Raw genomic sequence first — 25768 nt, 5'->3', positions numbered from 1 at the left:
GGAGCGGGAAGCGCTGTGCGGAGCCTGGATCCCCGAGTGGTGCCCCGCGTTACCCCTGGGGCGCTCCAGGGACGATCGAGTGCGCCCGCTCGTAAACGTCGCGAGCCACATGGTTCTTGAGATGGGGCCGTGCCAGTTGCAGGAGATTCCACATTCGCTGATCGGCTCTTCCCGATTGAATCAGTGGGTAGTCGTCCAATGCGCTGTTCCATGTGGCGCAGGCGGCTTCCACATGCCCGACCGCGAAATGGCGTTCGGCGAGGATGGCACGCTCTTTGACCCGTGTTCGCCGATAGATGTCGTAGCGAAGTTTGTCGGACTCCTGCATCGCTTCTACGGCTCCCACCGTATCGCCGAGTTCATATCGGACCTGACTGGTGTGGTAATTCAAGGCGGCCGGATCGTAGGAGCCGAATATTTTCTGTTGGGATTCGGCCTTGTCCATGGCGACTTCGGCTTCACGCAGGTACGTGAACGCCTTCGAACGATCCCCGATGTGCGCCGCCGCATGAGCCTGCTGCCCGGCCAGAAACGCCCGCATCCGGGGCCCGGCCTGCGGGGAAGCCGCTGCGGCGGCGTCGGCCAGCCGCATCGCGGCTTTTCCGTGACCCAGGTCGACGGCCTGGACGCTCATTCCTCGCAGTGTGGTGCAGTAAGTGAGATGGTCTTCCGAAGCGCCTGCCAGTTCCAGAGCCTTCAAGTAGTACCGCTGCGCCAATCCATGGATTCCTTCGTCCACGGCCATGTAGCCGGTGAGATAGCACAGGTCCGACGCTGCCGACATCATTGCCTTGCGGGTTTCGTCGGAAGCATCCGCCTTGAGGTATGGCGCTACCGTGTTCACGAGGAACGCCGCCGCCATCGGTCGGGCATGTCGGCCGCCGAACTGGTCATCGAGCTCCGAGATTCGTTCTGTCATGGCGATGACCATGTCGACTTCGTGCATCCCTATGCGGCGCGTTTTGCCGGTCTGAACGGCCTCCATTCGCCCCACGACGTCCGGCCAGTTCGGGATGGTGAGAGCGACAGAGAACAGGCTTGTTCCGACAACGCTTCGGCGGGACGGGTCCACGTCGTGCCTCCCCAGGTCGATCAGCCCTTCCACCGTACTCGGATGGGCGTTCGACTCGTGTGGAGGTGCGGGGAATCCCGCTTCGATGTGCGTGACGGGGCGGAGCAGTCTTCGGGCGAATGCCTCCAGGACGATCGGCCGCGTGCTCGCCTTGGGCATATGCCCCTTCAGCCACTGATGGACCGAGGGCTCTTGGTACTTGAGCGGTGTTCCGCGTTCGGTGCCGATGCGGTTGATCGCCTGGGCGAGTTGGCGCAGCGTCCAGCCGCTCTCGCGGTACAGCAGTTCAAGTGCCGTGTTCGGCTCCGGTGTCCTCACTGGCCTCAACTCCCCGCACAAATGGCGCTTAAGGGTCTTAAGTCCTGCCGTTGGCATCAGCGTAGCGCTGTGGGTAGTCGTCCTGTTGCCTGGAGCGAGTGGAGACCGCGCCGGAAAGCGGGGCGACGATGAACGACCAGGGGACACCGGCGACGGCCCCCGGCAGCGGGCAGTCCCCCCGTCGGCGCCATCGGAATCGCTTCACTCCCCGAGAGGAGACGAGCATGCTGATGCCCTATGCGGTGTTGGAGCATCTCAGCCAGCGTGACGTCGAACAGTGGAAGACATTCTTCGTCGGTGGCCATGACCGGTTACGGTCGGTGGAGGAAGGTATCTGGCGGCGCACGCAGGAACCGGACAATGCCGAACAGTCCGGATGGTCGGACGAGAGCGACCGGCGTCGCCGCGTCGTGCACTACCGGTACGGATACGACCTGGACTACACGCATCCGGCGCCGCGCCTGGTCATCCGTGACAGCACGGCCCGCCCGCCGGGACAGCGGGGGTAGCGGCGGGTAACCAGAACAGTTACCGGAACTCCCCGTTCCCGACCGACTGTCTGTATGGGCAACCCGGTACGAACCGTACGCTGAAGCCGACCCTGTCGGGCTTCCGGAAGTCGGCCGATCGTCAGTGAACACCTTCGTCGTCGGTTCGCGCGCCAGCCATCTCGCGAAAACCCAGGTGAGGACCTTCCTCGCCCCGCTCCGGGAAAGATTTCCGGAAACCGGATTCACCCACCGGGTGATTCTCGAAGGCGGTGACAGGGACCGGAAGTCGCCGCTCCACGGCGTATCCGCGCGCAGCGGCGGCTCCGCGTTCAGTTCCGCGCAGGAGGCGGCGCTGGTACGAGGGGAGGTGGACGCCGTCGTCCACTCCCTGAAGGACCTTCCGACCGCCACCCCGCCCGGCCTGGTGCTCCTGCCCCCGCCCGGACGCGCGGATGTACGGGACGCACTGTGCGGATCGACCCTCGCCGGTCTGCGGCAGGGCGCGCGGGTCGGTACGGGCGCGCCCCGCAGAGCCGCCCAACTCCTCGCCGTACGACCGGACCTTGAGGTGGTGCCCATTCGGGGCAATGTCCCGCCGCGCCTCAGGAAGATCGAGACCATGGGCCTGGACGGGGTCGTCCTCGCGGTCGCGGGGCTGCACCGACTCGGCCTCGACGACGCGATCGGGGAGATCCTGCCTCTCGACCTCTTCCCGCCGAGCCCCGGACAGGGCGCACTGGGCATCCAGGTCCGTCAGGACAACGAGGCCGCCCGCGAAGTCTTCGCCACCACCGGAGATCTCGACATCGACGCCCACGTGCGGGCGGAACGCTCACTGCTCGCGGCATTGCACGGCGGGTGCAGTGTTCCTGTGGGCGCGTACGCGGAGAGTTCACCGGACGGAAGGCTGTCGCTGTTCGGCCAGGTGACGTCCCTGGACGGAACGGAGCGAATCTCAGGGCGGATGGCCGGTCCGCCCGGTGAACCCGAGAAACTGGGTGCGGCCCTGGCCGCCGAACTCATCGACCAGGGCGCACACGCCGTCCTCGCCACGGCGCGCGCCGCGACCGGGGTCAGGTGAGCAGGCGTGCGATATCGAGCGCGGCGTAGGTCAGGCTCGCGCTTGCCCCCGCGCGCTTGAGCATGGTGAAGAGTTCCACCAACCGGCGAACGTCCCGCTTCCCGGTGGCCGGATCCGTGTGCGTCAGCGCCTCGTACTCCCCGGAGACGGAGAACGGGAACAGGGGAGCCCGGGTCACGGTCCGGAGTGTGGCGAGCACATCCGCGGTGAACAAGGCCGGCTCCAGCAACAGCATTTCGGCGCCTTCCGCCTCCATCCGTAACGCGGTGTCGACGAATTGCTCGGCCTGGCCGGGATGGATCTGGAACTCCCGATCGGCGCCAGTTCTCGGGGTCGCCCCCATGGTCCGTCGGAACCCGTCGTACAAGCTGGACCAGAAGATCACATGAGGCATGACGGACACTCCTTCGTGCCCGCTCCCGTCCAGCGCGCCCCTGACGCCCGCCGTCGTGCCGAGCAGCATGGACGCGGGGCCGACGATGTCGGCGCCGGCTTCCGCGTGAGCGACTGCCTGCCGGGCGGTCACCTCTACCGTGGCAGCCACGTCTGGCCGCCCTTGTGCTCCGGCGAGATAGCAGAGCCCGTCATCGGTGTGGGAACACAGGCATGTCTCCGTCATGACGGCGATGGACGGTACGGAATCCTTGGCCGCCTGGATGGCGCGGGCCATCAAGGAATCGGGGGCGAGGGACTTTTCCCCCGTGGCATCCCGGTCGGCGGATCCGGCGAACAGCTTCACGGACCGGATGCCGAGCCTTTCGGCTTCCCGTAGGACGGTGGGAATCCGCTCGACCGTGACGGTCGGCATGGGGCGGTCGGCGGGTTCCGTGGTGACGAGCAGCACGAGAGAGAGGTCGGCGGGGGTGAGCGTCCGCGACTCCAGCAGATTCCGGACCGCGGGACGGCTCCGGAGTGGTCCGGCCGCCCCGATGACACCGTGGGGCCGAGGTGTTGCGGTGGTGGTCATAGGTCCTCGTTCCGAGTCAGCCGGTCGGCGGGCGGAGAGCCGCCGATTCCAGTCGTGTGAGGGTGAATTCGCGCAGCCGTACGACGAGTTGTCCGGCCCGCGTCCAGTGAATGCGGGGGTCGTCGAAGGCGACTCCGGCAACGTCCACGAGGGTGGGCGCCGGATGGCCGGGGCGATAGAGCGCTCCACGCACTCCGACCGGTTCGAAGGTCCGGGCCCGAAGCGCCACGTATCGCTTTCGCAGGTGCGGGCATGCGCGGACGGATTGCAGGGCGCATGGCATGCAGAGCGGCGGATGCGTGGTGGTGAGTTCGGTGGTTCGGGGAGTGAGATCGTCGGGGGCCTCACCCAGGAGCCACAACACGCCATGCGCGTCACGGTCGGCAGGCCGGCCGCAGACCTGGCAGAGCAGTTCGCGTATCGCGCGTAGCTGCCTCAGAGCATGGACCTTGCCGAACTCCGGCTGTCCTTTGCCGGGGAGACACGGAACGCCGGTCCACAGCACGCCGTCGGTGTCGCGATCGTAAGGCCGTTCGTCCGCATAACCAATGCCTTGGCCCCTCGCGACGACAGTCAGCCGAGGGGCTTGTTCCGCACTCCACTGGGTGATGTACGGCACCACCGGATGGCCTGGCATGGGCGTTGCCCCTCTCCAGGGATCGCATGCTAGCTCACGCTTGGACATCGCATGCTAGCTTACGTCGACAATCGTTGGCTAGCGGTAGTGTTACGCGCGAGCTAGCAGACGATGTGGAGGGGACATGGCGCCACGAGTACGGCGGGAACCGCCACCGTTCGTTCAGATTGCGGACCATTTTCGACAGCAGATCATCGACGGGGAACTCGCTCCTGAGGCAAAGCTCCCTTCCATCGCCGCGATCTCCGAGGAGTGGGGCGTGGCCACGGCCACGGCGGCCAAGGGAATCAAGCAACTTCAGGCGGAGGGGTACGTACGGTCGTCCACGCAGGGGACCTTCGTGGACCTGGGGGCGAAGCAGACCACAGGCGCGGACCGGCTGCTGATCTCGCGGGCCGGGGGCACCGGGTTCCGGCCCGGTGAGCGGGTGGAGATCGTCGGTGCCGAAATGGTTCCGGCGCCCGCCGATGTGGCCCAGGCGCTCGGGCTGGAGGAGGGCTCGGACGTTGTCAGGCGGCAGCGCAGGTATCTCGACGACGCCGGTGTGGTCGCGCTCTCCACGTCATGGCTGCCCGGGGAGTTCGCGGACGCGGCTCCGGAACTGGTCGTGGCGGCTCCGCTGCCGACCATGACGTTCGGGCTGGTGGAGGAGCGCACCGGGAGGCGTGCGGTGCGCAGGAGCGATGTGGTGTCCCTGCGGCCGGTGCCGCCGGAGGACGCGGAACTCCTCGGTGTCGAAGCGGGCACTCCAGCCCTGGTCATGGCCAACCGGTACTGGGACGAGGACGGGGTGACGACCGAGTACGCCACCGACTTCCTCGGCCCCGGGCGGCAGCTTTCGGGGGAGTTCGATCTGTCCTGAGGGGCGCGGGGGCACACTGGAGGTATGTGCCGCAGTATCAAGACGCTCCGTCCGCCCGCGCTTCCCGAGGAGGCGACCGAGGAGGACATTCGGGCCGCCGCGCTTCAGTACGTACGGAAGGTGTCCGGGTTCCGGGCTCCGGCCGCGCACAACCGGGAGGTCTTCGACCGGGCCGTGGACCAGATCGCCGAGGCGACCGCCGCGCTCCTGCGGGACCTGGAGGTACGGGGCGGGGCCGGAGCCGGGGCCAGGGCCGGTGCCGGGGAGCGGGCTCGTACGCGGTGAACCGGGTGGGTCCGTCCCGCGTGGTCAGGAACCCGCCCGGCGCCGCTCGTGGCGGGCGCGGGCCAGGTGGTGGGCCGTGGTGAGCAGGTCGCGGAGGGCGGCGGCGGTGCGCGGGCCCGGGTTCACCACCGCGAGCCAGCCCGCCTCGGCGTAGACCGGGTGGGGCAGCACGGTGTCGGGGGTGCTCGGGTCGGCGGGGGAGGGGGAGGAAGCGGTGGTCGTCCAGTGGGTGAAGGCTTCCCTGCCCGGGGCCATGTTGACCCGGAAGGCTCCCGGGCGGTCCAGTCGTGATGCCTCGTCGCCGGGGTAGTTCTTCGTGACGACCGTCGCGAAGGGCTGACCCGCCTTCGGCGTCACGCCGTCCGGGGCGTAGTAGAAGTACGTGTCCCCCCAGCTCACCTGAGGCGAGCCGGCGCCGGGGCCGGGCCTGAGGACCAGGACTCCGCCGAGTTCTTCCAGATGGGCGATGATCTCTTCGATGGTCATGTGCTCAAGCGTTTCATTCAGGTGGTTGTGGAGACTCCGGGGCGGTACGGCCCCGGGAGCGGGGGAGCGGCATAGTGGGAACCCTCAAATCCGGCGGTACGGATGTGCTGCGGACCAGCGATGTCGCGCGCCGCGCCGGGTACTCCGTGCAGCAGATCCGTGATCTCGAACGCGACGGCGCGCTGCCGCCCGCCGTCCGCACCGCCGCCGGATACCGGTGCTACGCCGAGGTCCATGTGCGGGCGGCGCTCGCCTACCGGTCCCTCGCCGCCGGTACGGGGCCGGTCGAGGCGAAGCGGATGCTCCGTGCCGCGCACCAGGACCAGGAGCGGGACCGGGACCGGGACCAGGACCGGGACCGGGACCGGGAGCAGGGGGCGGCCGGGTCCGTGCTGGCGCTGCTCGACGCGGCGCACGCGCGGCTCGACCGGGAGCGCCGGGGGCTCGCGCTCGCCAGGGAGGCCGCCGCCGCGATCTCCGCCGAGCCGCTGGGGGACGTACGGGAATCCGACGCGTTCAGTGTGTCCGCGCTCGCCGCCGCGCTCGGCGTGCGTCCCTCGACACTGCGGCACTGGGACGCCGAGGGGCTCGCCGTGCCCGACCGGGTGCCGCCGCGCGGGACCCGCCGCTATACGCCGGACCAGGCCCGGGACGCCCGGATCGTGCAGCAGCTACGGAGCGCCGGGTACGGGGTCGGGGCGCTCCGCTCCCTGATGCCCCAACTGCGGGGCGGGCGGCGCTCGGAGGAGGTCGCCTCCGCGCTGGCCGCCCGGGACGCCCGTATCACCGCACGCTCCCGCGCCCTCCTCGAAGGGTCCGCCGCGCTCGCCGCCCTCCTCGGCCGGGGACCATGAAACCCTGGCGTCACGCCGCCGCCGTGCCCGCCGGGCCCGGGCGGCGTATCACGTACGCGGCCAGGGAGCCCGCGCCGAAGAGCGCCAGTACCGAGAGCGCCACGCCGATCCAGGTCGAGCCGAGCCACTGGGCGCCGAAGTAGCCGAGGCCCGCGCTGTATCCGGTCCAGGCCACCGCCGCCAGGGCCGACCAGGGCAGGAACTCCTTCACCTTGCGGTGGGCCGCGCCCGCGCCCAGGGAGACCACCGAGCGGCCCGCCGGGGCGAACCGGGCGATCACGACCAGGGCGCCGCCGCCCCCGCTGAGCGCGGTGCCGAGGCGTTCCTGCGCGGTGGTGAGGCGGCGCGAACGGGCGATCGCACGGCCGAGCCCGCCGTGCCGGCCCAGCCGGAACGCGACCAGGTCGCCCAGGACCGACGCGCTGAACGCGCAGAGCATGAGGAGGAGCAGCGAGGGGACTTCCTGGGGCACCTGGCCCTGGCCCACCTTGCCGGCCGCGCTCACGACCGTCGTGGTCCCGGCCGCGGCGGCCGTGGCGGCGGTGATCACCAGCACGCCGCTGGGCAGCACCGGGAGGAAGACGTCCAGCAGTACGGAGACGGCCACGACGGCGTAGATCCATGGGCTGCCGGTCAGCAGACCCAGACTCTCCAGCACTTCTCCGACTCCCCCTGCGCGCACCCGTGACAGCGCTCGATGCCGCTGGTGCGCGGCAGCGGCTGCTGAGCCACACAGCGTACGCGTGTGCGGTACGGAGCGTACGTCCGGGGCGGCATGTCGTCGCGGCCGTACGCCCGTTCGTTCCGTACGGACGCCGGTTCGTCCTGTACGGACGCGGAGGCGCCCCGCGCCCCGGGCGGCCGAGCGGGCCGTGCCGACCGGGGGCGGGGCGCCGTATCACCGGCGTATCACCGGCGTATCACCGGCGTGCCGCCGAGGTGCCTGCCGCTTACGCGGCGACCTTCGCGGGCTCGCCGTGCCGCCCGTCCTCGGTGCCGTCCCCGTTCCCGGCGCTGTTCCCGGAGGCGGCGGCGCCGTCGCGCGCGGGCAGGAACTGGTCGAGGGCGAACGCGCCGGGACCGGTGAAGACCAGGAGCAGGAACGACCAGCAGAACATGACGGGCAGTTCGCCACCGTTGGCTATGGGGAACAGGCCGTTGGGCTGGTGGACGGTGAAGTACGCGTACGCCATCGCCCCGGAGGCGATGAAGGCGGCCGGGCGGGTGGCGAGGCCCAGCAGCACCAGGGCGCCGCCCACGAGTTCGATGACGGCGGCGAACCAGCCGGGCCAGGTGCCGGCGGCCACCGTCTCACGGGAGAAGGCGCCGAAGAGCGAACCGGCGCCGTGGCAGGTGAACAGGAGTCCTACAACGACGCGGAACAGGCCCAGCACATAGGGCTGGGCGGCGTTCAGTCGTGTGTACATGGGGGGTGTACTCCTTGGGTCGAGGCCCGGACCAGGCGTGGGGGCGAGGCCGGGGCCGACGAGTGACGTCCCGCCAGGTTAGGTTGGCCTAATCGATGCTTGCAAGTTCAACATTCCGTGGAGGGCCAATTCGCGCCTCCCCGGCGGCGCCCCCGGCCGCCTCCCGGCCGGCGTCCCCGGCGGCGTCCCGGCCGGCGTCCCGCACCGCCGTCCGCAGCACCGCCCGCGCCACCGCGTCCGTGTCCGAGAGCATCACGGAGTCCACCCCGGGGCGTGCCCCCGCCGCCGTCACCCAGTGCACGCCCTCCGTGGGCACGCCGAGCGCGAACCGCCGCGGGTGGACCGCGCCCTCGCGGTCCACCAGGCGGTACGGGCGCGGCGTGACGTCCATGCCGCCCGTCTCGTACCCGTCGATCGTGTGCGGCCGGCACTGGCCGGTCCGGAGCAGCAGCGCGAGCAGCGGGTCGCGGCTCCGCCGCAGGTCCGGCTCCGGAAGCCGGGCCTCCACGAGCGTCGTGGCCCGTACGGCGGAACCGGGGACGTCCGGGGACTCGGCCAGGAACGCGCCGTCCTCCGCCCGTACGGCGGTCCGGGGGCCGACCACCTCCAGCACGCCCGCCTCGATCAGCGCGGCCATCTCCTCGATACGGCGGCGGGGCGGCCCGATGGAGAGGAACGCGTTGAGCGGCGTGTACCAGCGGTCGAGATGGTCGCGCCGGGAGGCGCCGGAGAGGCCGGCGTGGTCGACGATCAGGCGCAGCTCGTTCCGGAGATCGCGCAGGACGTCCAGCGCCGCCTTGACCGGCCCGACGACATTGCCGAGCGCCGCCTCGGCCGCGTCCCGCCGCAGATGGGCGAGGAGCCAGGCGCGGTGCCCGGCCGGGTCGCGGAAGGTCTCACCGTCGTACGGGCGCGAGATCCGCTCCCAGGACCAGCGCCCGGCGGCGGCGATCCCGGCCTCGTCCAGCACGGCCGCCTCCTCGGCGCTCCCGTGCGGCGCGGCGAGGAAGCGTTCCAGCAGGGCGCCCGGGACGGCGGGGCCGCCGGCGGCTTCGGGGGCGGCGGCATCCGTGGCGGCGGTCGCGCCGATCCGGAGGGAGGCCTCCCGCAGGGCCGCCGCGTAGTACACGGCCTCCACCTCCTTCGCGACCAGCGGCCATATCTCCTGAAGGAAGTCCGGCGGATCGCCCGCCTCCGCCCGCTTGCGGAAGAGCGCTATGACGTCCGGGGTCAGCTTCAGCGGGTGATGGCGCCCCGAGGGGCCCTTCTCGTTGTCGCCGCGCGCCTGGTACGGGACCCCGCGCCGGGACCCCGCGTACAGCCGTGGCTCGCGCCCCGACGGGCGGTACGTCAGGACGCCGCCGATGTCCCGCCGGAAGGTGCCGCCCCGCCCCGCCGTCAGCAGCGCCATGTGGTCGAAGAAGTTCAGCCCGAGCCCGCGCAGCAGCACCGGGGAGCCCGGTGCGATGCCCGACAGGTCGAGGTCGGCCGGGTTGGCGGGCGGGAAGTAGCGCAGCCCGTGGCGTTCGGCGAACTCGGCCAGGGTCGCCTGTGTCCGCCCCGGAACGACCGGAAGATGTCCCTGCGCGAGGACGACGGCACAGAGGCCGGAAATCGTCGTCCCGTCGTCGAGCGTGAGGCGCTGCGCCGGGGACGCCGGAGCCGCGCCCTGCCCGGGCTCGTCGTCCAGCCGTACCGCACGCGCCCGGTGCACCTCGACCGTCACGCGCTCGGGCGCGCCCTCCACCGTCGTACGGAACGCCCACTCCAGGTACCGCCCGTACGTGGCCCGGCTCGGATAGTCGTCGGGCCCCAGCCGCTCCTCGGGCAGGGCGGCGGCCCACTCGTACAGACTCGGCCCCGGACGGATCGGCCCCTCGCACTCCACGCTCAGGTCGGTGAAGACGGTCACCTGAGAGGCCACCGTGTTCATCAGCAGCTCGCCCGACTGGTCCGTCCGCCACACCCGCCCCGCCCCCGGTGGCGCCGGATCCACCAGATGCACCGTCAGATCCAGATCCGGTGCCAGCGCGGGCACGGACGCGCAGAGTCTCTCCAGTACGGAGGTACCACGCGGGCCGACGCCGACGACGGCGAGTGAACGGTGGGGGTGCTGCCGTACATCGGACAAAGCTGTGGCTCCGGAGGCATGGGGCGGTACTGGACGCGGATGGTCCGCATCATCATGCCGTTGGTGTGTGGTGAGTTCGAACCCTCGGGTGAAGGATCACGTTGTGTGGGAATGATCACACGGGGGGATCGCGGTCCTCGCGGGCCGATAGTGTGGGGAATTTGCAGAGATCTCGCGGAGCCGCCCCATCGGCTTGAGGAGCCGCCCCATCGGCTTGAGGCACCGCCCCATCGGTTTGAGGTGCCACCCCATCGGTTTGAGGCGCCACCCCATCGGCTTGCGGCGCCGCCTCATCCGAACGGGCCGCCTTCTCCGCCGGTCCACCCGGATGGGCGGGCAGGAGGAAGGCGGCCCGCTTGGTGCTGCTCGATGCTGCTCTGTGCTGCTCGGTGCGGGGGTCGCCGCCGGCTCAGCAGCCGCTCAGGGCGTTGGTGAGGGCGGTCTTCTCGGCCGAGTCGACGCTCAGCTTGTAGTAGTACTTCACCTGGACCCAGGCGCGGACGTACGTGCACTTGTACGAGGCCAGCGGCGGGAGCCAGTTGGCCGGGTCCTTGTCGCCCTTGGAGCGGTTCGAGCTGGCCGAGACGGCGACGAGCTGCGGGCGGGTCAGGTCGTTGGCGAACGCCTGGCGCTGCGCGGTGGTCCAGCTGCTGGCGCCCGACTTCCAGGCCTCGGAGAGCGGGACCATGTGGTCGATGTCGAGGCTGGAGGAGGCGGTGAAGGTGGTGCCGTCGTAGACGGAGTACCAGGAGCCGCTGACGGCGGCGCAGGCGGAGTCCTGGACGACGTTCGTGCCGTCGCGCTTGAGGACGACCTCGCGGGTGTTGCAGGTGCCGGACTGGGTGATCCAGTGCGGGAACAGGTCGCGGCTGTAGCCGGAGGAGGAACCTTCCGCCTGGACGGTCAGGCTGGCCAGGTACGTGCGGGCCGTGCTGGCGGCGATCGGCGTGGGCATGGCGGCCTGCGCGGTGGGGGCGCCGAGCAGGGTGGTGGCGAGGGCGATGGCGGCCGACGAGGCGAGCACGGCGAGACGGCGCATTCGACGCGCGTAGACACCGGACATGGGGACTCCCTTGAGGGTGGGGGGAACCTGCGGAACCTGACGTGGTGGCCGATTGGGGGCTCGGCCGGTGCGAACCGTTCGACATCGTCGTGGCGGCGGGTTTCCGGAAGGTGGGCTTCAGGTAACAGGGTGACGACATGAACACGTCACATCAAGGGGTCGGCGGCCGTCGATATTTTCTGACGGACGGTAATTCGGGCTTACCCGGGCAAAGTTGATGTAAGCGGCGGCTAGGATGGGCACGTGCTGCTGCGCGTCGATACCACGTTCGGAGTCGTCCTCGGCCTCCTGCTGATCGCCGCGGTGGCCGTGGCCGGTCTCGCCCGGCTCGGGCGGGGCCGTGAGATCGCCGTCGCCGGGGTGCGCGCCGCGCTCCAGCTCGGCGCGGTCTCCCTGCTGATCGGCTGGGTGGTCGGCTCCGTACCGCCGCTGCTCGGCTTTCTCGCGCTCATGTACGCGGTCGCCGTACGCACGGCCGGGCGCCGCGTCACCGCCAACCGCACCTGGTGGTGGGCCGCCCTGCCGATCGGCGCGGGCGTGGCGCCGGTGGTCACGGTCCTGCTGCTCACCGGTGTCGTACCGGCCAAGGGCATCGCCCTGATCCCCGCCGCGGGCATCCTCATCGGCGGCGCGCTCACCGCGACGGTCCTGGGCGGCCGGCGCGCGCTCGACGAACTCCACGCCCGGCGCGGCGAGGTGGAGGCGGGTATGGCGCTCGGCCTGCTCGACCGGGAGGCGCGCATGGAGGTCGCCCGCCCGGCGGCGGCGGACGCCCTCCTTCCGGGTCTCGACCAGACCCGCACGGTCGGCCTCGTCACCCTGCCGGGGGCCTTCGTGGGCATGCTGCTGGGCGGCGCGTCGCCGGTGATGGCGGGGGCGGTCCAGCTCTTCGTGCTGGTGGCGCTGATGGCGGTGCAGGCGGTCGCGGTGAGCGTGGTGCTGGAACTGGTGGCGCGGGGGCGGCTGCACAGGGATGTGTGACCGGCCGGGGGAGAGGACGGACGGGGCTCCCGCCGGCGGCCTCGCGGGACCGCCGGCGGGAGCCTGACACCGGACGCCTGACGTCAGGCACCCGGCAAGGGGGCCCGTCATCAGACGCCCGGCAAGGGGAGCCCGTCGCCAGGCCCCCGGGGTCAGCCGGTGCGGCGCGCGGCCCAGACGGTGCGTTCCGTGCGTACCGTCAGGTCCGCGCGGAGCAGGATGCTCTGCGGGCCCTCGGTGTCGAGGAGCCGGTCGAGCGCGGCGAGGTCCTCGGGCGGGAGGACGCCGTCGATGCCCAGACGCAGGCGCCGCAGGGAGCCGAGCGCGTAGCGGCCGACGGTCGCGTCGCCCGCGCCCTCGATGTCGACGGCGACGGTACGTTCGCCCTCCACGGCGAATCCGGCGGCGGCCAGCAGCGGCCCCCAGTCCGCGCCGCGGTGGGGCACATGCTCGGCGTGCAGGCGGTCGCTCGCGGCGTGGCACCGTTCCTCCAGTCCGGGCCGGTCCTCCGGGGCGTCGGCGGGCAGGAAGCGGGGGAAGCCGGCCAGCTCGACGACGGCGAACAGGGCGCCGGGCGCGAGGAGTTCGTGGACGGTGCGCAGGGCGCGCTCGGGGCGGGCCATATGGTGCATCGAGGCCGAGGCCCACACCAGGTCCGGCGCCCCGAGAGCGGGCCAGTCGGCGGCGTCGAGGTCGGCCTCCACGGTGCGTACGCGCCCCTCCGCGCCCTGGGCGCGCGCCTTGGCCCGCAGGCGGTGGAGGTGCTCGGCCGAGGAGTCGACGGCGACGACCCGCGCCCCGGGGAAGTGGTCGAGGAGGGCGAAGGTGCCGGTCCCCGTTCCGCAGCCCAGGTCCACGATCTCCCGTGGCGCCGACGCGAGCGGCAGCCATCCGATGATCTCCGCGATGTGTTCGGCGAGGACCTCCGCGTCCAGGTCGAGGATCTCGGCCTGATCGCCGAGGGCGGCGGATTCAGGGGTGGGGCCGGAGGCGGGAACGTGCGCGTGGCGCGGGTGTGTGTGGGTCATGGGCCCACGCTAGGACGGCCTTGCGTGTACGGCATCATTCTTTGCGGCATTGGCAAGAAGATCGTCGCCCGGGGTGCCGTACGCGCAACCCCCGCGCCCAGGGGTGCGGGAGGCCGTCAGGCGCGGGAGCCCTCCGCCTCGCCGTCGCCGTCGCGCTGATGGCCGCAGCGGGCCTCGCGGTCGAAGATGCCCAGGATCTCGCAGGGGCCGCCCTCGGCCCCGAGAGCGTGCGGCAGCATGGTGGGGAACTCGGCGGCCTGGTTGGTCTCGATACGGAAGCGGCGGTGGCCCAGCATGAGGAGCGCCGTGCCGGACAGGACGACGAGCCACTCCCTGCCGGGGTGCGCGCGCATCCGCGCGGGGTTCTCCGGCGGCGGCTCCGTCATCCGCCGCCGCATGACGGTCATGCCCGGGTCGGCCCTGACCGGCCAGCGCATCTGTCCGTGGGCGCCGTCGATCACCGGGCTGATGACGACGTCGTCGGCGGCGCTCTCCACGAGCTGGTCCAGCGACGTGTCCAGGGCGCGGGCGAGGACGACCAGCTGATCCAGGGCGAGGCGGCGCCGGCCGTTCTCGATGCGCGACAGCGTGGACTGGCTGATCCTGGCCCGGGAGGCCAGCTCCTCCAGGGACCAGCCCTGCGCCACCCGCAGGGCGCGGATACGGCCGCGTACGAGACTGTCCAGGTCGCCGCTGTCCTCGTGCGTCATAGGCGGCATCGTATGCCCGTGACACACGAGGGCCCCGGGCGCCCGGGGACGCCGGTGGCTCGCGAGAACGGGGCGCGGGCTCAGAACTCCACGAGGGCGTTGAGGCCCTCGTGGCCGACGCCCGCCCGGTCGAGCGCGAGCCAGCCGTGGCCCCGCATCCGCGTCGTGGCGCCGAGCGCGCCGGGATCGACGGAGAGCTGTCCGCAGGCGCGGGCCACCCCCGCCGTACCCGCGTTCGGCGCGGCCGTCCCGTACTCCGGGTCGAAACCGTCCTCGTCGACGGCGAGCCGCTCCCAGGGGAGCGGCTCGCCCACCCACTCCGGGTCGCTCTCCGCCGCGTAACACCGCTGGACGGCGCCCTTCCGGGCGACGGCCCAGATGTCGGTGCCCTCCGCAGGGTCCTCGTAGAAGAGGTGCGCCTCGCCGCAGTGGGCGCTCAGCCGCTCCACGGCGCCGATCCAGTCGTCCCGCTCGGTGCCGACCAGGTCGGGCAGGTTGCCGAGGACCAGCCGCCAGCCGTCCAGTTCGGGCGTGACGAAGCTGGGGACCGCGAGCCCCCGGAACGGCAGGTCCTCCACGTCGGCGCCCTCGTCCAGCGTGACCGGGAACCGGTCGTGCAGGCCGAGCGCCTCGAAGAGCCCCTCGTACGTCGCGCCGGGCACCGCGTACCACCAGCCGCGAGGATCCAGGGGAAAGGGCCCGCCCTCGGTGGACTTGATACGGGCGCGGCGCTCCAGGAGCATCCTGTCGCGCGCGTCCAGCCGGTCGATCAGACCGGTGGCGACCAGGTCGCTCAGCCTGTTACGCATCACGGCCGATGATCTCATGGGCGCGCCGCGCGGTGGTGGCGCGGGGCGTGGTCAGTACCCGGCGATGTGCAGGGCCAGGTCGCCGCCCGGCAGCACTTCGACCCGTACCCGCGTGAGGTCCTCGACATGGGCGTCCGGGTTCATGGCCGCCGCGCGCGGGCCCACGCCCACCACGCGCATGCCCGCCGCCCGCGCCGCCGCGATGCCCGCCTCGGAGTCCTCGAACGCGACGCAGTCGCGCGGCGCTACGCCGAGCGTCGCCGCGCCGAGCAGGAAGCCCTCCGGGTCCGGCTTGCTCGCGCCGACGTCCTCGGCGGTGACCCGGATCTTCGGCATCGGCAGGCCCGCCGCGGCCATCCGGGCGTCCGCCAGCGGTACGTTCGCGGAGGTCACCAGGGCGTGCGGGGCGGTGGCGAGCGCCGTCATGAACTCCGGTGCGCCGGGGATGGGCACCACGCCACGCGTGTCCGCGATCTCCTCGGCGAGAATGGCCCGGTTGTCGGCGTAGTTCTCCTCCATCGGGCGCTCCGGCAGCAGCACGGCCATCGTGGCGTACCCCTGGCGGCCGTGAACGACCTTCAGGATCTCCCGGGGGTCCAGGTCGTGGGCGTGTGCCCAGCGGCTCCAGCAGCGCTCGACGGCGGCGTCGGAGTTGACGAGGGTGCCGTCCATGTCGAGGAGCAGGGCCTTGACGGCGTCGAGCTTCACAGGGTTCTCCGGGGGGCTCCGAGGTGTCCCCGGGGTGTTCCCGGGCTGGGGCGGCGGTCGGCGTGCGGACGCGCGAACCATACGTTCGTACGACCGTACGGGCGGGAGGGTGCGGGCAAAGTGACTCCGCCCGTCGGTCAGGTGAACGGGCGGAGCCACTTTGTTCCGTCATTATACAAAGCAGGGACGGTCCCGCCAGCGGTACCCCCTGTGAGCGGTACCGCCGTTGTCGGTCGGCCGTCTTACCGGTCGGCCCTCTTATCGGTCGGCCGTCTTACCGGTAGCCCTGCCCCCGGTTGTAACCCCTCCCGTACCCGGGCGTCTCCGCCTCCAGCGCGGCCCGGGTCCGGGGGCCGTAGACGCCCGCGGGGTCGTCCGGGACGCTCCGCTCCTGCTGGTACCGGCGTACGGAGTCCTCGACGGCCTGGTCGTACTCCCCGTTCGGCTGTCCGTAGTACATCCCGACCCACGTCAGCCGGTACTGGAGCTCCGTCACCTCGTCGCCGGAGTCCCCGCGCTTGAGCGTGGCGCCCCGGACGCCGTCCGACCCGGTGGCGGAGGTGCTCGCGGCGGGCCCGCTCGGCGACGCCGCGGACTCCTTCGGCGAGGGCGGCGGCGCCGAGCTGGTGGCCGACCGTACGGAGGGCGTCGTCTCGGCGGCCGGGGACTCCACGGGGGCCGGGGACTCCGAGGACGCGGTGGGGCTCGGGGCGGCCGACTCGGACGGCTCCTCCGAGCTCTCCCCGGCGGACGACGGCAGCCAGGTGCTGATCTCGTCCGGTGTCCTGCGGTCCTCGCGCTCGGAGCCCGAGAAGAGGCCGCCCGCGAAACCGGCCACGCCGAGCACCGCCACCGCCGCCGCGCCGATCGCGGCCAGCAGCAGGGCCTTGCGCCGCCGACCGCTCGCCCGGGGCTCCCCCGGAGCCTCCCCCTCGGGCGGCGCGCCGGCGGCCAGCACGGAATCCGGGCCGGGGGCGAGGCGGGGAACCGGGGTGAGGTTCATGGTGGGGTACGGATCGGGGTCCGGGGCGGCGGAGGCGTCGGGCACGCCGGCTCCGGGTGCTCCGGGTGCTCCGGGTGCTCCGGGTGCTCCGGGTGCTCCGGGTGCGGCCTTGAGGGGCGGCAGCGGTCCGGCCGTACGGAAGGCACCGGGCCCGTCCCCGGCACCCTCGTCCGAGAGTTGCACGTACGGGCGTACGTGCAACGGCGGGAACTCCTCCGTGACCGGGCCCTCCGCGCCCGCGCCCGCCCCGTGCGGAGCCGCGCCTTCCGGGACGGCGCCTCCCGGGACGCCGCCGTCCGGGGCTGCGCCCTGCGCGCCCGCGCCCGGGACCGCGAGGGCCTGGCGCGGGTCGGCACCGGGCGGAGGCACCGCCATGGGCGCCGCCCCGGCGGGGCTCGCCGGTCCTGCCGGACCTCCCGGCCCCGCTGCCCCCGCCGGACCTGCCGGCCCCGCCGGTCCGGCCAGTGGCACCGGACCTCCCGGACCCCCCGGTGGCACCGGACCCGCCGGGCCCCCCGACCCGGCCAGCCCCACCACATCGTTCCCCTGCCCCTGAGCCTGCGCCTGGGCCTGCTTCTGCGCTAGGCGCGGGTCGCAGACACAGCAGGGGGTTATCTCCGCGCCGAGCGGCGTACCGCATCCGGGACAGAGCTCTTCTGACACCTGGGTTCCCCTCCCCTTGAACTGCCGCCGATTATGCAGCCCCGATATGAAGAACTACGTACGCCGGCCCCGCCCCGTTCGCCGGTCGAGCGCCGGTCGAGAGGCCATAACCGGACAGAGCGGCCAGGATGGGTATCCGGCGGAGTCGTGGAACTGGCGAAAACCGGCGGTCCGACACGGCCGGGACGGACCCCGAGGAGTTGACCCATGGCCCAGGAAGCGACCACCCCGGCCGTGAGCCCGCCCCCGGCGCCCGGGGCGGGCGACGGGAGCCCGCGTACCGTCCTCGTCGCGATCGGCGCCCTGCTCATGGGGCTGCTGCTCGCCGCGCTCGACCAGACCATCGTCTCCACCGCCCTGCCGACCATCGTCAGCGACCTCGGCGGCCTGGAACACCTCTCCTGGGTCGTCACCGCCTATCTGCTCGCCTCCACCGCCGCCACCCCCCTCTGGGGGAAGCTCGGCGACCAGTACGGCCGCAAGCGGCTCTTCCAGATCGCGATCGTCCTCTTCCTCATCGGCTCCGCGCTCTGCGGCCTCGCACAGAACATGCCCGAGCTGATCGGCTTCCGCGCCCTCCAGGGCCTCGGCGGCGGCGGGCTGATCGTGCTCTCCATGGCGATCGTCGGCGACCTCGTGCCGCCCCGCGAACGCGGCAAGTACCAGGGCCTCTTCGGCGCCGTCTTCGGCGCGACCAGCGTCCTCGGCCCGCTCCTCGGCGGCTTCTTCACCCAGCAACTGAGCTGGCGGTGGGTCTTCTACATCAACCTGCCGCTCGGCATCATCGCCCTGATCGTCATCGCGGCCGTCCTGCACATCCCGGTCCACCGCACCCCGCACACCATCGACTACCTCGGCACCTTCCTCATCGCCTCGGTCGCCGTCTGCCTCGTCCTCGTCGCCTCCCTCGGCGGCACCACCTGGGCTTGGGGCTCCCCGGAGATCATCGGGCTCGCCCTCCTCGGCCTCGTGCTCCTCGCCTTCTTCATCCGCGCCGAACGACGCGCCGCCGAACCCGTCCTCCCCCTCCGCCTCTTCCGCCTCAGGACCTTCACGCTCGTCGCCTGCATCAGCTTCATCGTCGGCTTCGCGATGTTCGGCGCGATGACCTACCTGCCGACCTTCCTCCAGGTCGTCCACGGCGTCACGCCCACCATGTCCGGCGTCCATCTGCTGCCCATGGTGCTCGGACTGCTGATCACCTCGACGCTCTCCGGCCAGATCGTCAGCCGTACCGGCCGCTGGAAGGTCTTCCCGATCCTCGGCACCGGTGTCACCGCCGTCGGGCTGCTCCTCCTCCACCAGCTCACCGAGTTCAGCTCCACCTGGGCGATGAGCCTCTGCTTCTTCGTCTTCGGCGCCGGGCTCGGCCTCGTCATGCAGGTCCTCGTCCTCGTCGTGCAGAACGCCGTCCGCTACGAGGACCTCGGCGTCGCCACCTCCGGCGCGACCTTCTTCCGCTCCATCGGCTCCTCCTTCGGCGTCGCCATCTTCGGCACCATCTTCACCCACCTCCTCCGCGAACGGCTCGACAGCGCCCTCGCCGGCGCTACCCTGCCGCCCGGCACCAGCGCCGGACAGCTCGCCGCCGACCCGCACGCCCTCGACCGGCTCCCCGCCGCGCTCCGCACCCCCGTGCTGCACGCGTACGCGACCTCCATCACCGACGTCTTCCTGTACGGGGTGCCCGTGGTGCTGGCCGGCTTCGTCATCGCCTGGTTCCTGAAGGAGGACAAGCTGCGCGGCTCCGTGACCGCCCCGGAGATCACCGAGACGCTCGCCACCAACCCCGTCGTCCGCTCCTCGCGCGACGAGGTCGCCCGCGCCCTCTCCGTCCTCGGCACGCGCGAGGGGCGCCGCCGCGTCTACGAGAAGATCACCGCGAAGGCCGGGTACGACCTGCTCCCCGCGGCCAGTTGGCTGCTGCTCCGGGTCCGCCGCGAGGGCGCGGTCCGCCCCGTACCCCTGGCCGAGCGGGCACCCGTACCGCTGCGGGTGATCACGGACGCTTCCCGGCAACTGGAGGAGCGCGGCCTGACCCGCCGTGAGGGGGTGGAGCTGCGCCTCACCCCGCGCGGCGAGGAGGTGGCCGAACGGCTGGCGGAGGCCCGGGAGGCATCGCTCGCCGAACTGCTGGGCGACTGGTGGGGCGCGGACCGGCCGACCGATCTGGTCGCGCTGGTGAAGGAGTTGAACAGCGAGCTGTGCGGCTCCGACGGCGAACGCCCCCGCACCCCGCACCCGCCCCGCGACCACGCAGCCTGAGCCGCCACCCCGGGGTCAGGGGGTACCGGAAGGACCCGCGGGACCGGGCGCCACCAGGTCCTTGCCGTACCAGATCTCCCGGTACGGACCCGTGCTGTACGCCGGGATCTCCCGGAACCCGTGCTTCACATACAGCCCCCGCGCCTCCACCAGGTCCAGCCGCGTGTCGAGGACCAGGCGCCGCGCCCCCAGCCGCCACGCCGCCTCCTCCAGCGCCGCCAGCAGCGCCCCGCCGCCGCCCGTGCCGCGCGCCTCCGGGCTGACATACACCCGGGTCAGCTCGCCGGTCGCGGCGTCCCGCAGCCGTACGCCGCCACAGGACGCCGCCACGCCGGGCCCCGCGCCCGGCCCCGCCCCGTACCGCCCGACCACGAACGCACCGGTGGGCGGGGCGAGAAGGCCGGGCGGGTCGCCGGCCAGCCCCTCGTCGATCTCCGCCTCCGTCGCGGGCCGCCGCCAGTACCGGCCCGCGACCTCCGCGTAGTACGCGCGGCGCAGCCGGGTGGCGTCGGGGGTGGCGAAGGATTCCGGGCGTACGGACCAGAACCGGGACCGGGACGAGTGCATGGTGCCTCTCTACCCGGTACGGCGCCCCCGCGGCCACCGGATTACGGGCGGGCGGTACGGCGCGGAGCCGCCCCTCACCCCACCACGCGGGCCAGCGCGAAGCCGTCGTACCCCTTCGTCCCGACCGTCTGGACCGCCGTCGCCGACAGCCGGGGGTTCTCGGCCATTTCCTCGACCATCCGCCGGGTGCCGCGCACCGCGGCCGACGGGTCGTCCGGATCCGCTACCGCCCCGCCCCGTACGACGTTGTCCACGACGATCACGCTGCCGGGCCGGGTGAGCTTCAGCGCCCACTCCACATACGCCGCGTTGTTCTGCTTGTCGGCGTCGACGAAGACGAAGTCGAACGGGCCCGCGCCCTCGGCGAGCAGCACCGGCAGCGTGTCCAGCGCCGCCCCGGTCCGTACCTCGGCGATCCCCGCGAGACCCGCGTGCGCCAGATTGGCGCGGGCCACCTCGGCGTGGGCGGGGTCGTACTCCAGCGAGATCAGCTTCCCGCCGGCGGGCAGCGCGCGGGCCAGCCAGATAGTGCTGTAGCCGCCGAGCGTGCCGATCTCCAGCACCGTACGGGCGCCTTGCGTCGCGGCCAGCAGATGGAGCAGCTTGCCCTGGTTCGGGGCGACGCTGATCGCGGGCAGCCCGGCCGCTTCGATGGCGGCGAGCGCGGCGGTCAGCGCCTCGTCGGCGGGGGCGAGACGGTCGGTGAAGTAGTGGTCGACGGCGTTCCAGCCTGCCTGCTGCCGTCCCTGGTCCTCGGATGCCATACGGGTCTCTCCATCGCTCTCGGGTACATTGCGCGGCCGTTCGTCTTCCGGTCGTCCGTCTCCCGGTCGTGCGGCTCCCGGTCGTTCATCCTCCCGGTCGTCCTTCGAACCGCGTGATGGATCAGTACCCTGCACGCGCCGCCCCGTCTCTGATGTCATGGGCAACGATCCGAAACAGTGGTGTCGGTCAGGTGAAGAGGGGGTGGCCGTGGTCTTCTCCGGAGAGCAGTGCGAGGCTCTATGCCTCGGGGAACGCCCCAGGGACGGCGTTATCGGACGGAGGGTCGGCGCGGCGTGGTGAAGGCAGAACGCAGCGTGCACGGCGGTGCGGCGGCAGGCGTGGCAGGCGTGGCGGGGACGGCGGGCGCCACCGGCGCGGCGGGGGGCGGCCATGGAGCCGCGCGCGCCGTGCTCTGGCTGCTCGCCGCCGTGCTGGCGGTACGGCAGACGGCGGCGGTGCTCGGACAGCCGCCCGGGCAGCGCCTCACCGACCTGGAGACCTGGATCGGACCGGCCGGCGTCCTCCACGTACCGGGCTCGCTCTACGACACCGGGAAGTTCACCGGGACCCCCTTCGCGGGGCTGGTCCTCAGACCCCTGGCCAGCTCCGCCCAGGAGAGCCTGGGGATCGCCTGGACCCTCGGCACCCTGCTGCTGGTCGTCGCCCTCGGCCTGGTGGTGGCCCGGCGCGCGCTGCCGGGCGAACTCTCCGGCCGTACCCGCCTGCTCGCCGCGCCCGTCGCGATCAGCCTGCTGATGCTCTCGCTCCCGGTGCGCAACAGCTTCTCGCTCGGCCAGACCAGCATCATCCCGGTCCTGCTGGTCGTGCTCGGCTGCTTCGCGGTACGCGGCGAACGCGCCTCCGGTGTTCTCATCGGCCTGGGCGCGGCCCTCCAGCCCGCCGTCCTCCTCTTCACCCCGCTCCTCTGGCTGACGGGACGGAAGAAGGCGGCCGTCACCTCGGCGGGCGGCTTCGCCGCGCTCACCGCGCTCGCCTGGGCGGCACTGCCGGGCGACTCCTGGGCGTACTGGGTGCACCATGTGGCGGGCGCCGGGCTCGGGCAGCGCGCCGACAGCCTCGCCAACCAGTCCCTGCACGGCGCCCTGCTCAGGGCCGGCCTGGAAGGGCCCCTGGAGGTCGTCCTCTTCATCGCCCTCGCCACGGCCGTCGCCGTCCTCGGGGTGCGCCGCGCCGTCCGCTACGCGCGCGACGGCCAACTGCTGCTCGCCGTCGCGGTGACGGGGTGCGTCGCGGTCGCGGTCTCCCCGACCGCCTGGCAGCACCAACTGCTCTGGGTGCTGCTGGCGCTGGTCGGCCGGGTCGGCGTCCGCGCCGGGGACCGGCTGGTGTGGCCCGCCGTGGTCATCCTCGTGATGACACTGCCGGGCACCATGATGCTGCCGAACATGGCGGCCCTCGCCCAGCTCCGCGACAACGTACCGCTGCTCGCGGCCCTCGCGGCGGCCTGCGTGGTGCCGTTCCTCGCCCGGACCTCGCCCCACTTCGACCGGCCGGTCCCCACCACGTACGCGCACCCCGTGCCCGCCCGCTGGAGCCGGATCCCGCTCGCGCCGTTCTGGAAGCGGCTCGCGAGCCGGCCCAACCTGCTCCTCGAACTCCTCGCCATCCGCGTCTGCTACGCCCTCTACTCCCACATCAGGCTCGCCGCGACGGGCGGCCGGGAGACGGCGGAGGCACACGGCCGGCAGATCCACGGGATCGAGCGGGCGCTCGGCATCGACATCGAACACTGGGTCAACCACGCGGTCGCCCGGACCGGCTGGGCCGAGGGCTTCTTCAACTTCTACTACACGTCCTTCCACTTCGTGGTCCCGCTGACCATCCTCGCCCTCCTCTACGTGTGGCGCCCCGCCGACTACCGGTGGGCCCGCTCCTCGCTCGGCTTCGCCACGGTGCTCGCGCTGGTCGGCTTCTGGTTCTACCCGCTGGCGCCGCCCCGGCTCATGCCGGGCCTGGGGTTCATCGACACCGTCCACGGGCCGCAGGACCTCACCAACCCCGAGTACGGCGCCCTCACCGCCCTCACCAACCAGTACGCGGCGATGCCCTCGCTCCACTTCGGCTGGTCCCTCTGGTGCGGGGTGGTCGTCGTGGTCCTCGCGCCCAAGCTGTGGATGAAGCTCCTCGGGCTGCTCCACCCGCTCTTCACGGTCTGCGCCATCGTCGCCACGGCCAACCACTGGGTGCTGGACGCGGTCGGCGGCGCGGCGGTGGTGGGCGCGGGCTTCGGCCTGACCTATCTGCTCGCCGGGCCGAGGCGGCTGCTCCCGAAGGCGGTGGGACACACCGACCCGTTCCCGAGGAGCCGCCGGGCCGAGGACGACGCGGTACGGGACGACGACGCAGTACGGGACGGGGCGGCCGTACGGGACGACACCGCTGTACGGGCCGACGGGGCCGTACGGGACGGGGCGGTACCGGCGGCGGGCGCGGCCCGGGAGTAGCCGGGGCCGCGGGGAAGAGCGGGGCCTCGTCGGGGCGCGGCCCCGGGGGCAAGAGCCCGGCGGGGGCCCGGGCTTGGACCCGGGCCCGGGCCTGGACCCGGGGCAGGCCCCCGGCCCGGTGGCCGCGCCGTCGCCGTAACGGCCCTACGGCCGCCGGGTCTTCTTCCGGCCGGCCAGGAACACCGTCAGCAGCACCGCGCCCCCGCCGATCGCCACGACCCAGAGGATCACCGCGGTGTCCCCGTCGGCGATCACGGCCTCCGCGAAGGTGCCGGGGCGCGGCTCCGGGGGCGCCACCGACTTGGGCGTGGGGCCGGTCGCGTTCAGCCGCTCCACCAGATCGAGGCCGCCGAAGCTGCGCGGGTCCGTGTCCGTCGCATACGCCGCGAAGATCAACTGGGCGTATCCGGCGGGCCCCTGCCGCTGCGCCCACGCCCCGGAGTTCTTCTTCAGCCACTCCAGGGCGCCGGTCGCCTGGTCCCCGTAACCGGCCGCCGTCAGCGCGACCACCGCCGCCGCCGTGTTCCCGACATCCGGCTCCGGCGGGCTCTCGCCCGCCACCCGGTCGAGATGGCCGGTGGCCGCGAGCGCGCCGGCCAGATAGGCGGCACCGTTCCGGGCGGCTCGCTCCGGCGAGGGCGGCTCCGGTCCCTCCGGACCCTCCGGTGTCTCCTGGCAGACCGGCGCGGGGCCCGCCTTGACCGGATTGCTGACCAGCCGCTTGCCGAGCCCGGCCAGCACGGCCGCCGCGGTGGCCCCGTCGTCGGCGGTGAGCGCGCCGTCCTCGCCCCGCCGCTGCGCGAAGGCCCCGGCGTCGGCGCCCGACCCCGCGTCACACGGGATCGCGAGCTCCACCAGCGCGTCGTAGGCGTCCTTGCCCCCGGGGCCGCCCACCGGGGCCCGTACGGAACCGGGGCGCACCCCGGCGGAGGTCAGCGCGCCGATGACCAGGGAGGTCGAGCGGGCGTCGCTCGGCGCGCCGGGGGCCCGGCCCCAGCCGCCGTCCTCGTTCTGCGTGGCGCGCAGCCACGCCACGCTCCCGGCCATGAACGGCCGCTGGTCGCCGAGGGAGGAGAGCGCCTGGACGGCGACCGCCGTCGACTCGGTGTCGACCGGGGTGTGCGCGTCGCAGGGCGTGCCCGGGTCGGCGCGGAACGGGGCGTACCCGCCGTCGGCGCACCGCTGCCTCTTCAGCCACCGCACCCCGTCGTCCCCGGGCCGCACGCCCGCCGCGGCCTGGCCCAGCAGCGCGAGCGACTGCCGCCGTACCCCGTCGAGCGCCGGGTCCGTCGAGCCGTACAGCCCGCGCGGCAGCATCTCGGCGGAGAGCGGCGCGGGCGGCGTGGGCGACGCGGGCGAGGAGAGCGGTACCGGCGCGGGCGAGGCGGCAGGGGCGGAGGGAGCCGGGGAGCCGGAGGGGGCGGCCGGGGCGGAAGGGACGGCAGGGGAGGGAGCGTCGGAGGGTGCGGCGGAGGAAGGGGCGGAAGGAGCGGAGGGAGCGGAGGAAGGGGCGGAAGACGGCGCGGGAGTCGGCGGAGTCACATCCCCGCCCGCATACGCGGCCGGGGCGAACATCCCCCAGAGGAGGGCTGATACGGCGAGCGCCGCGCTGCCGCGGCGAACGGTGGTCATGGCGACTGGGGCCTCTCCTGCGGGGGCCGGGCGCCCGGCACGCGCCGTGCCGCCGCCCCGCTCGTCCTGCTCGTACGTACAGCTCGTACAGGTCGTGAACAAAGCGTGAAGTTATGCCTGTCGACCCCGACAGCGCCCGCCACCGGTGCCGGTTTCGCACCGGCTTCCCTCCATACGGGCACCGAGGGCGACGGGGCTCACTCTACCGTTTCGCGCCCGCCCCGTTCCGCGCGCCCCGGTCGCGCCCCGCCTTCTCAACTGCCCCCACCTCGAACGTTTTCCGCCCCGGCGCCCGCCCGCCCCGGCCGGCCGCTCCGGTCGCCCCGGCCGGCTCTCCGGGCACGCGATCCGGTCCGCCGTTCTCCGGCATCCAGGTTAAATCCGGCGAACAGTCGGGAAACACTTGTCTCTTGCCCGGTCCCACCCCTTGTTCGCGAGCGATCTACGCGCGTATCTTGAGCCGACTTTTCCCGCCATGCGCTCATCCGCGGCTCGCCA

General features: G+C 72.7%; 24 protein-coding genes. 8 read left to right on the top strand and 16 right to left on the bottom strand.

From position 1 onward, the window contains the following. Positions 1-49: 49 nt before the first annotated feature. Positions 50-1390, bottom strand: a complete 1341-nt coding sequence (locus AB0O07_RS13295; RefSeq protein WP_365631359.1) for a tetratricopeptide repeat protein — start codon at positions 1388-1390, stop codon at positions 50-52. Positions 1391-1614: 224 nt separating this feature from the next. Here AB0O07_RS13295 and AB0O07_RS13290 point away from each other — a divergent pair, with 224 nt between their 5' ends. Beyond that, entirely contained in the window at positions 1615-1899 is a 285-nt protein-coding gene (locus tag AB0O07_RS13290; RefSeq protein WP_365631357.1) for a hypothetical protein, read from the top strand. Positions 1900-2023: 124 nt separating this feature from the next. Further along, a complete protein-coding gene (gene hemC, locus AB0O07_RS13285; protein WP_365631355.1) occupies positions 2024-2962 on the top strand; it encodes a hydroxymethylbilane synthase in 939 nt (312 codons plus the stop codon). Here hemC and AB0O07_RS13280 read toward each other — a convergent pair. Both AB0O07_RS13280 and AB0O07_RS13275 read right to left on the bottom strand, forming a co-directional pair. After that, on the bottom strand, positions 2955-3929 hold the full coding sequence (locus tag AB0O07_RS13280) for a hypothetical protein (RefSeq protein ID WP_365631353.1): 975 nt from the start codon (positions 3927-3929) through the stop codon (positions 2955-2957). The two genes, hemC and AB0O07_RS13280, sit on opposite strands and share 8 nt — an antisense overlap. Positions 3930-3945: 16 nt before the next feature. Then, entirely contained in the window at positions 3946-4566 is a 621-nt protein-coding gene (locus AB0O07_RS13275) for a hypothetical protein (protein ID WP_365631351.1), read from the bottom strand. A gap of 124 nt (positions 4567-4690) precedes the next feature. Between AB0O07_RS13275 and AB0O07_RS13270 the strand changes: the two genes are divergently transcribed. Together AB0O07_RS13270 and AB0O07_RS13265 are read left to right on the top strand one after the other, a co-directional pair. Beyond that, the gene (locus tag AB0O07_RS13270; protein ID WP_365631349.1) at positions 4691-5428 is read left to right on the top strand and encodes a GntR family transcriptional regulator; all 738 of its coding nucleotides are present in this window, start codon (positions 4691-4693) and stop codon (positions 5426-5428) included. A gap of 24 nt (positions 5429-5452) precedes the next feature. Further along, positions 5453-5713, top strand: coding sequence for a DUF2277 domain-containing protein (locus tag AB0O07_RS13265; protein WP_365631347.1), 261 nt, complete (start codon positions 5453-5455; stop codon positions 5711-5713). Positions 5714-5737: 24 nt separating this feature from the next. Here AB0O07_RS13265 and AB0O07_RS13260 read toward each other — a convergent pair whose 3' ends face one another. Further along, positions 5738-6199, bottom strand: coding sequence for a DUF6194 family protein (locus tag AB0O07_RS13260; protein ID WP_365631345.1), 462 nt, complete (start codon positions 6197-6199; stop codon positions 5738-5740). A gap of 74 nt (positions 6200-6273) precedes the next feature. Between AB0O07_RS13260 and AB0O07_RS13255 the strand changes: the two genes are divergently transcribed. Further along, positions 6274-7053, top strand: coding sequence for a MerR family transcriptional regulator (locus tag AB0O07_RS13255; RefSeq protein WP_365631343.1), 780 nt, complete (start codon positions 6274-6276; stop codon positions 7051-7053). Between the two features lie 10 nt (positions 7054-7063). On the opposite strand, the gene AB0O07_RS13250 is transcribed toward AB0O07_RS13255, so the two are convergent. The 4 genes from AB0O07_RS13250 to AB0O07_RS13235 form a co-directional block, all read right to left on the bottom strand. After that, complete coding sequence (locus tag AB0O07_RS13250; protein WP_365631341.1) at positions 7064-7711, bottom strand: VTT domain-containing protein; 648 nt, start codon at positions 7709-7711, stop codon at positions 7064-7066. 292 nt (positions 7712-8003) lie between these two features. Beyond that, complete coding sequence (locus AB0O07_RS13245) at positions 8004-8480, bottom strand: DoxX family protein (RefSeq protein ID WP_365631339.1); 477 nt, start codon at positions 8478-8480, stop codon at positions 8004-8006. 88 nt (positions 8481-8568) lie between these two features. Then, complete coding sequence (locus AB0O07_RS13240; RefSeq protein WP_365631337.1) at positions 8569-10611, bottom strand: FAD/NAD(P)-binding protein; 2043 nt, start codon at positions 10609-10611, stop codon at positions 8569-8571. A gap of 409 nt (positions 10612-11020) precedes the next feature. Beyond that, positions 11021-11674, bottom strand: coding sequence for an HNH endonuclease family protein (locus AB0O07_RS13235; RefSeq protein WP_365631335.1), 654 nt, complete (start codon positions 11672-11674; stop codon positions 11021-11023). A gap of 243 nt (positions 11675-11917) precedes the next feature. Between AB0O07_RS13235 and AB0O07_RS13230 the strand changes: the two genes are divergently transcribed. Continuing rightward, positions 11918-12655 (top strand): ABC transporter permease, encoded by a 738-nt coding sequence (locus tag AB0O07_RS13230; protein WP_365631333.1) that lies wholly within the window; start codon positions 11918-11920, stop codon positions 12653-12655. Positions 12656-12807: 152 nt separating this feature from the next. On the opposite strand, the gene AB0O07_RS13225 is transcribed toward AB0O07_RS13230, so the two are convergent. From AB0O07_RS13225 to AB0O07_RS13205, 5 genes are all read right to left on the bottom strand, one after another. Then, entirely contained in the window at positions 12808-13683 is an 876-nt protein-coding gene (locus AB0O07_RS13225) for a class I SAM-dependent methyltransferase (RefSeq protein WP_365631331.1), read from the bottom strand. Between the two features lie 116 nt (positions 13684-13799). Then, positions 13800-14393, bottom strand: a complete 594-nt coding sequence (locus tag AB0O07_RS13220) for an XRE family transcriptional regulator (protein WP_365631329.1) — start codon at positions 14391-14393, stop codon at positions 13800-13802. An 80-nt stretch (positions 14394-14473) separates the two neighbouring features. Further along, complete coding sequence (locus AB0O07_RS13215) at positions 14474-15202, bottom strand: hypothetical protein (RefSeq protein ID WP_365631327.1); 729 nt, start codon at positions 15200-15202, stop codon at positions 14474-14476. Between the two features lie 51 nt (positions 15203-15253). After that, a complete protein-coding gene (locus AB0O07_RS13210) occupies positions 15254-15910 on the bottom strand; it encodes an HAD-IA family hydrolase (RefSeq protein ID WP_365631325.1) in 657 nt (218 codons plus the stop codon). A 274-nt stretch (positions 15911-16184) separates the two neighbouring features. Further along, complete coding sequence (locus tag AB0O07_RS13205) at positions 16185-17288, bottom strand: peptidoglycan-binding domain-containing protein (protein ID WP_365631323.1); 1104 nt, start codon at positions 17286-17288, stop codon at positions 16185-16187. A gap of 495 nt (positions 17289-17783) precedes the next feature. Between AB0O07_RS13205 and AB0O07_RS13200 the strand changes: the two genes are divergently transcribed. Further along, the gene (locus tag AB0O07_RS13200; protein ID WP_365631321.1) at positions 17784-19841 is read left to right on the top strand and encodes an MDR family MFS transporter; all 2058 of its coding nucleotides are present in this window, start codon (positions 17784-17786) and stop codon (positions 19839-19841) included. Between the two features lie 15 nt (positions 19842-19856). On the opposite strand, the gene AB0O07_RS13195 is transcribed toward AB0O07_RS13200, so the two are convergent. Continuing rightward, a complete protein-coding gene (locus AB0O07_RS13195) occupies positions 19857-20408 on the bottom strand; it encodes a GNAT family N-acetyltransferase (protein ID WP_365631319.1) in 552 nt (183 codons plus the stop codon). A 74-nt stretch (positions 20409-20482) separates the two neighbouring features. Next, a complete protein-coding gene (locus tag AB0O07_RS13190; protein ID WP_365631317.1) occupies positions 20483-21172 on the bottom strand; it encodes an O-methyltransferase in 690 nt (229 codons plus the stop codon). A gap of 240 nt (positions 21173-21412) precedes the next feature. Between AB0O07_RS13190 and AB0O07_RS13185 the strand changes: the two genes are divergently transcribed. Then, a complete protein-coding gene (locus AB0O07_RS13185) occupies positions 21413-23638 on the top strand; it encodes a bifunctional glycosyltransferase 87/phosphatase PAP2 family protein (protein WP_365631315.1) in 2226 nt (741 codons plus the stop codon). A 144-nt stretch (positions 23639-23782) separates the two neighbouring features. On the opposite strand, the gene AB0O07_RS13180 is transcribed toward AB0O07_RS13185, so the two are convergent. Beyond that, on the bottom strand, positions 23783-25270 hold the full coding sequence (locus tag AB0O07_RS13180) for a prenyltransferase/squalene oxidase repeat-containing protein (RefSeq protein WP_365631313.1): 1488 nt from the start codon (positions 25268-25270) through the stop codon (positions 23783-23785). Positions 25271-25768 lie beyond the last annotated feature (498 nt).

Origin of the sequence: Streptomyces sp. NPDC093085 (assembly GCF_040683935.1) — a bacterium.
In the GTDB taxonomy this organism is placed as follows: domain Bacteria; phylum Actinomycetota; class Actinomycetes; order Streptomycetales; family Streptomycetaceae; genus Streptomyces.
Note: the sequence above shows the minus strand (reverse complement) of the source record. Positions and strands in the feature narration are given on the sequence as shown.

Bases quoted from the DNA above. Each gene is read 5' to 3' on its own strand.
- AB0O07_RS13260 (WP_365631345.1), bottom strand. From the start codon at position 6,199: ATGACCATCGAAGAGATCATCGCCCATCTGGAAGAACTCGGCGGAGTC.
- AB0O07_RS13180 (WP_365631313.1), bottom strand. From the start codon at position 25,270: ATGACCACCGTTCGCCGCGGCAGCGCGGCGCTCGCCGTATCAGCCCTC.
- AB0O07_RS13265 (WP_365631347.1), top strand. From the start codon at position 5,453: ATGTGCCGCAGTATCAAGACGCTCCGTCCGCCCGCGCTTCCCGAGGAG.
- AB0O07_RS13275 (WP_365631351.1), bottom strand. From the start codon at position 4,566: ATGCCAGGCCATCCGGTGGTGCCGTACATCACCCAGTGGAGTGCGGAA.
- AB0O07_RS13195 (WP_365631319.1), bottom strand. From the start codon at position 20,408: ATGCACTCGTCCCGGTCCCGGTTCTGGTCCGTACGCCCGGAATCCTTC.
- AB0O07_RS13220 (WP_365631329.1), bottom strand. From the start codon at position 14,393: ATGACGCACGAGGACAGCGGCGACCTGGACAGTCTCGTACGCGGCCGT.
- AB0O07_RS13235 (WP_365631335.1), bottom strand. From the start codon at position 11,674: ATGTCCGGTGTCTACGCGCGTCGAATGCGCCGTCTCGCCGTGCTCGCC.
- AB0O07_RS13190 (WP_365631317.1), bottom strand. From the start codon at position 21,172: ATGGCATCCGAGGACCAGGGACGGCAGCAGGCAGGCTGGAACGCCGTC.
- AB0O07_RS13205 (WP_365631323.1), bottom strand. From the start codon at position 17,288: ATGGCGGTGCCTCCGCCCGGTGCCGACCCGCGCCAGGCCCTCGCGGTC.
- AB0O07_RS13280 (WP_365631353.1), bottom strand. From the start codon at position 3,929: ATGACCACCACCGCAACACCTCGGCCCCACGGTGTCATCGGGGCGGCC.
- AB0O07_RS13270 (WP_365631349.1), top strand. From the start codon at position 4,691: ATGGCGCCACGAGTACGGCGGGAACCGCCACCGTTCGTTCAGATTGCG.
- AB0O07_RS13245 (WP_365631339.1), bottom strand. From the start codon at position 8,480: ATGTACACACGACTGAACGCCGCCCAGCCCTATGTGCTGGGCCTGTTC.
- AB0O07_RS13185 (WP_365631315.1), top strand. From the start codon at position 21,413: ATGCCTCGGGGAACGCCCCAGGGACGGCGTTATCGGACGGAGGGTCGG.
- AB0O07_RS13225 (WP_365631331.1), bottom strand. From the start codon at position 13,683: ATGACCCACACACACCCGCGCCACGCGCACGTTCCCGCCTCCGGCCCC.
- AB0O07_RS13215 (WP_365631327.1), bottom strand. From the start codon at position 15,202: ATGCGTAACAGGCTGAGCGACCTGGTCGCCACCGGTCTGATCGACCGG.
- AB0O07_RS13200 (WP_365631321.1), top strand. From the start codon at position 17,784: ATGGCCCAGGAAGCGACCACCCCGGCCGTGAGCCCGCCCCCGGCGCCC.
- AB0O07_RS13290 (WP_365631357.1), top strand. From the start codon at position 1,615: ATGCTGATGCCCTATGCGGTGTTGGAGCATCTCAGCCAGCGTGACGTC.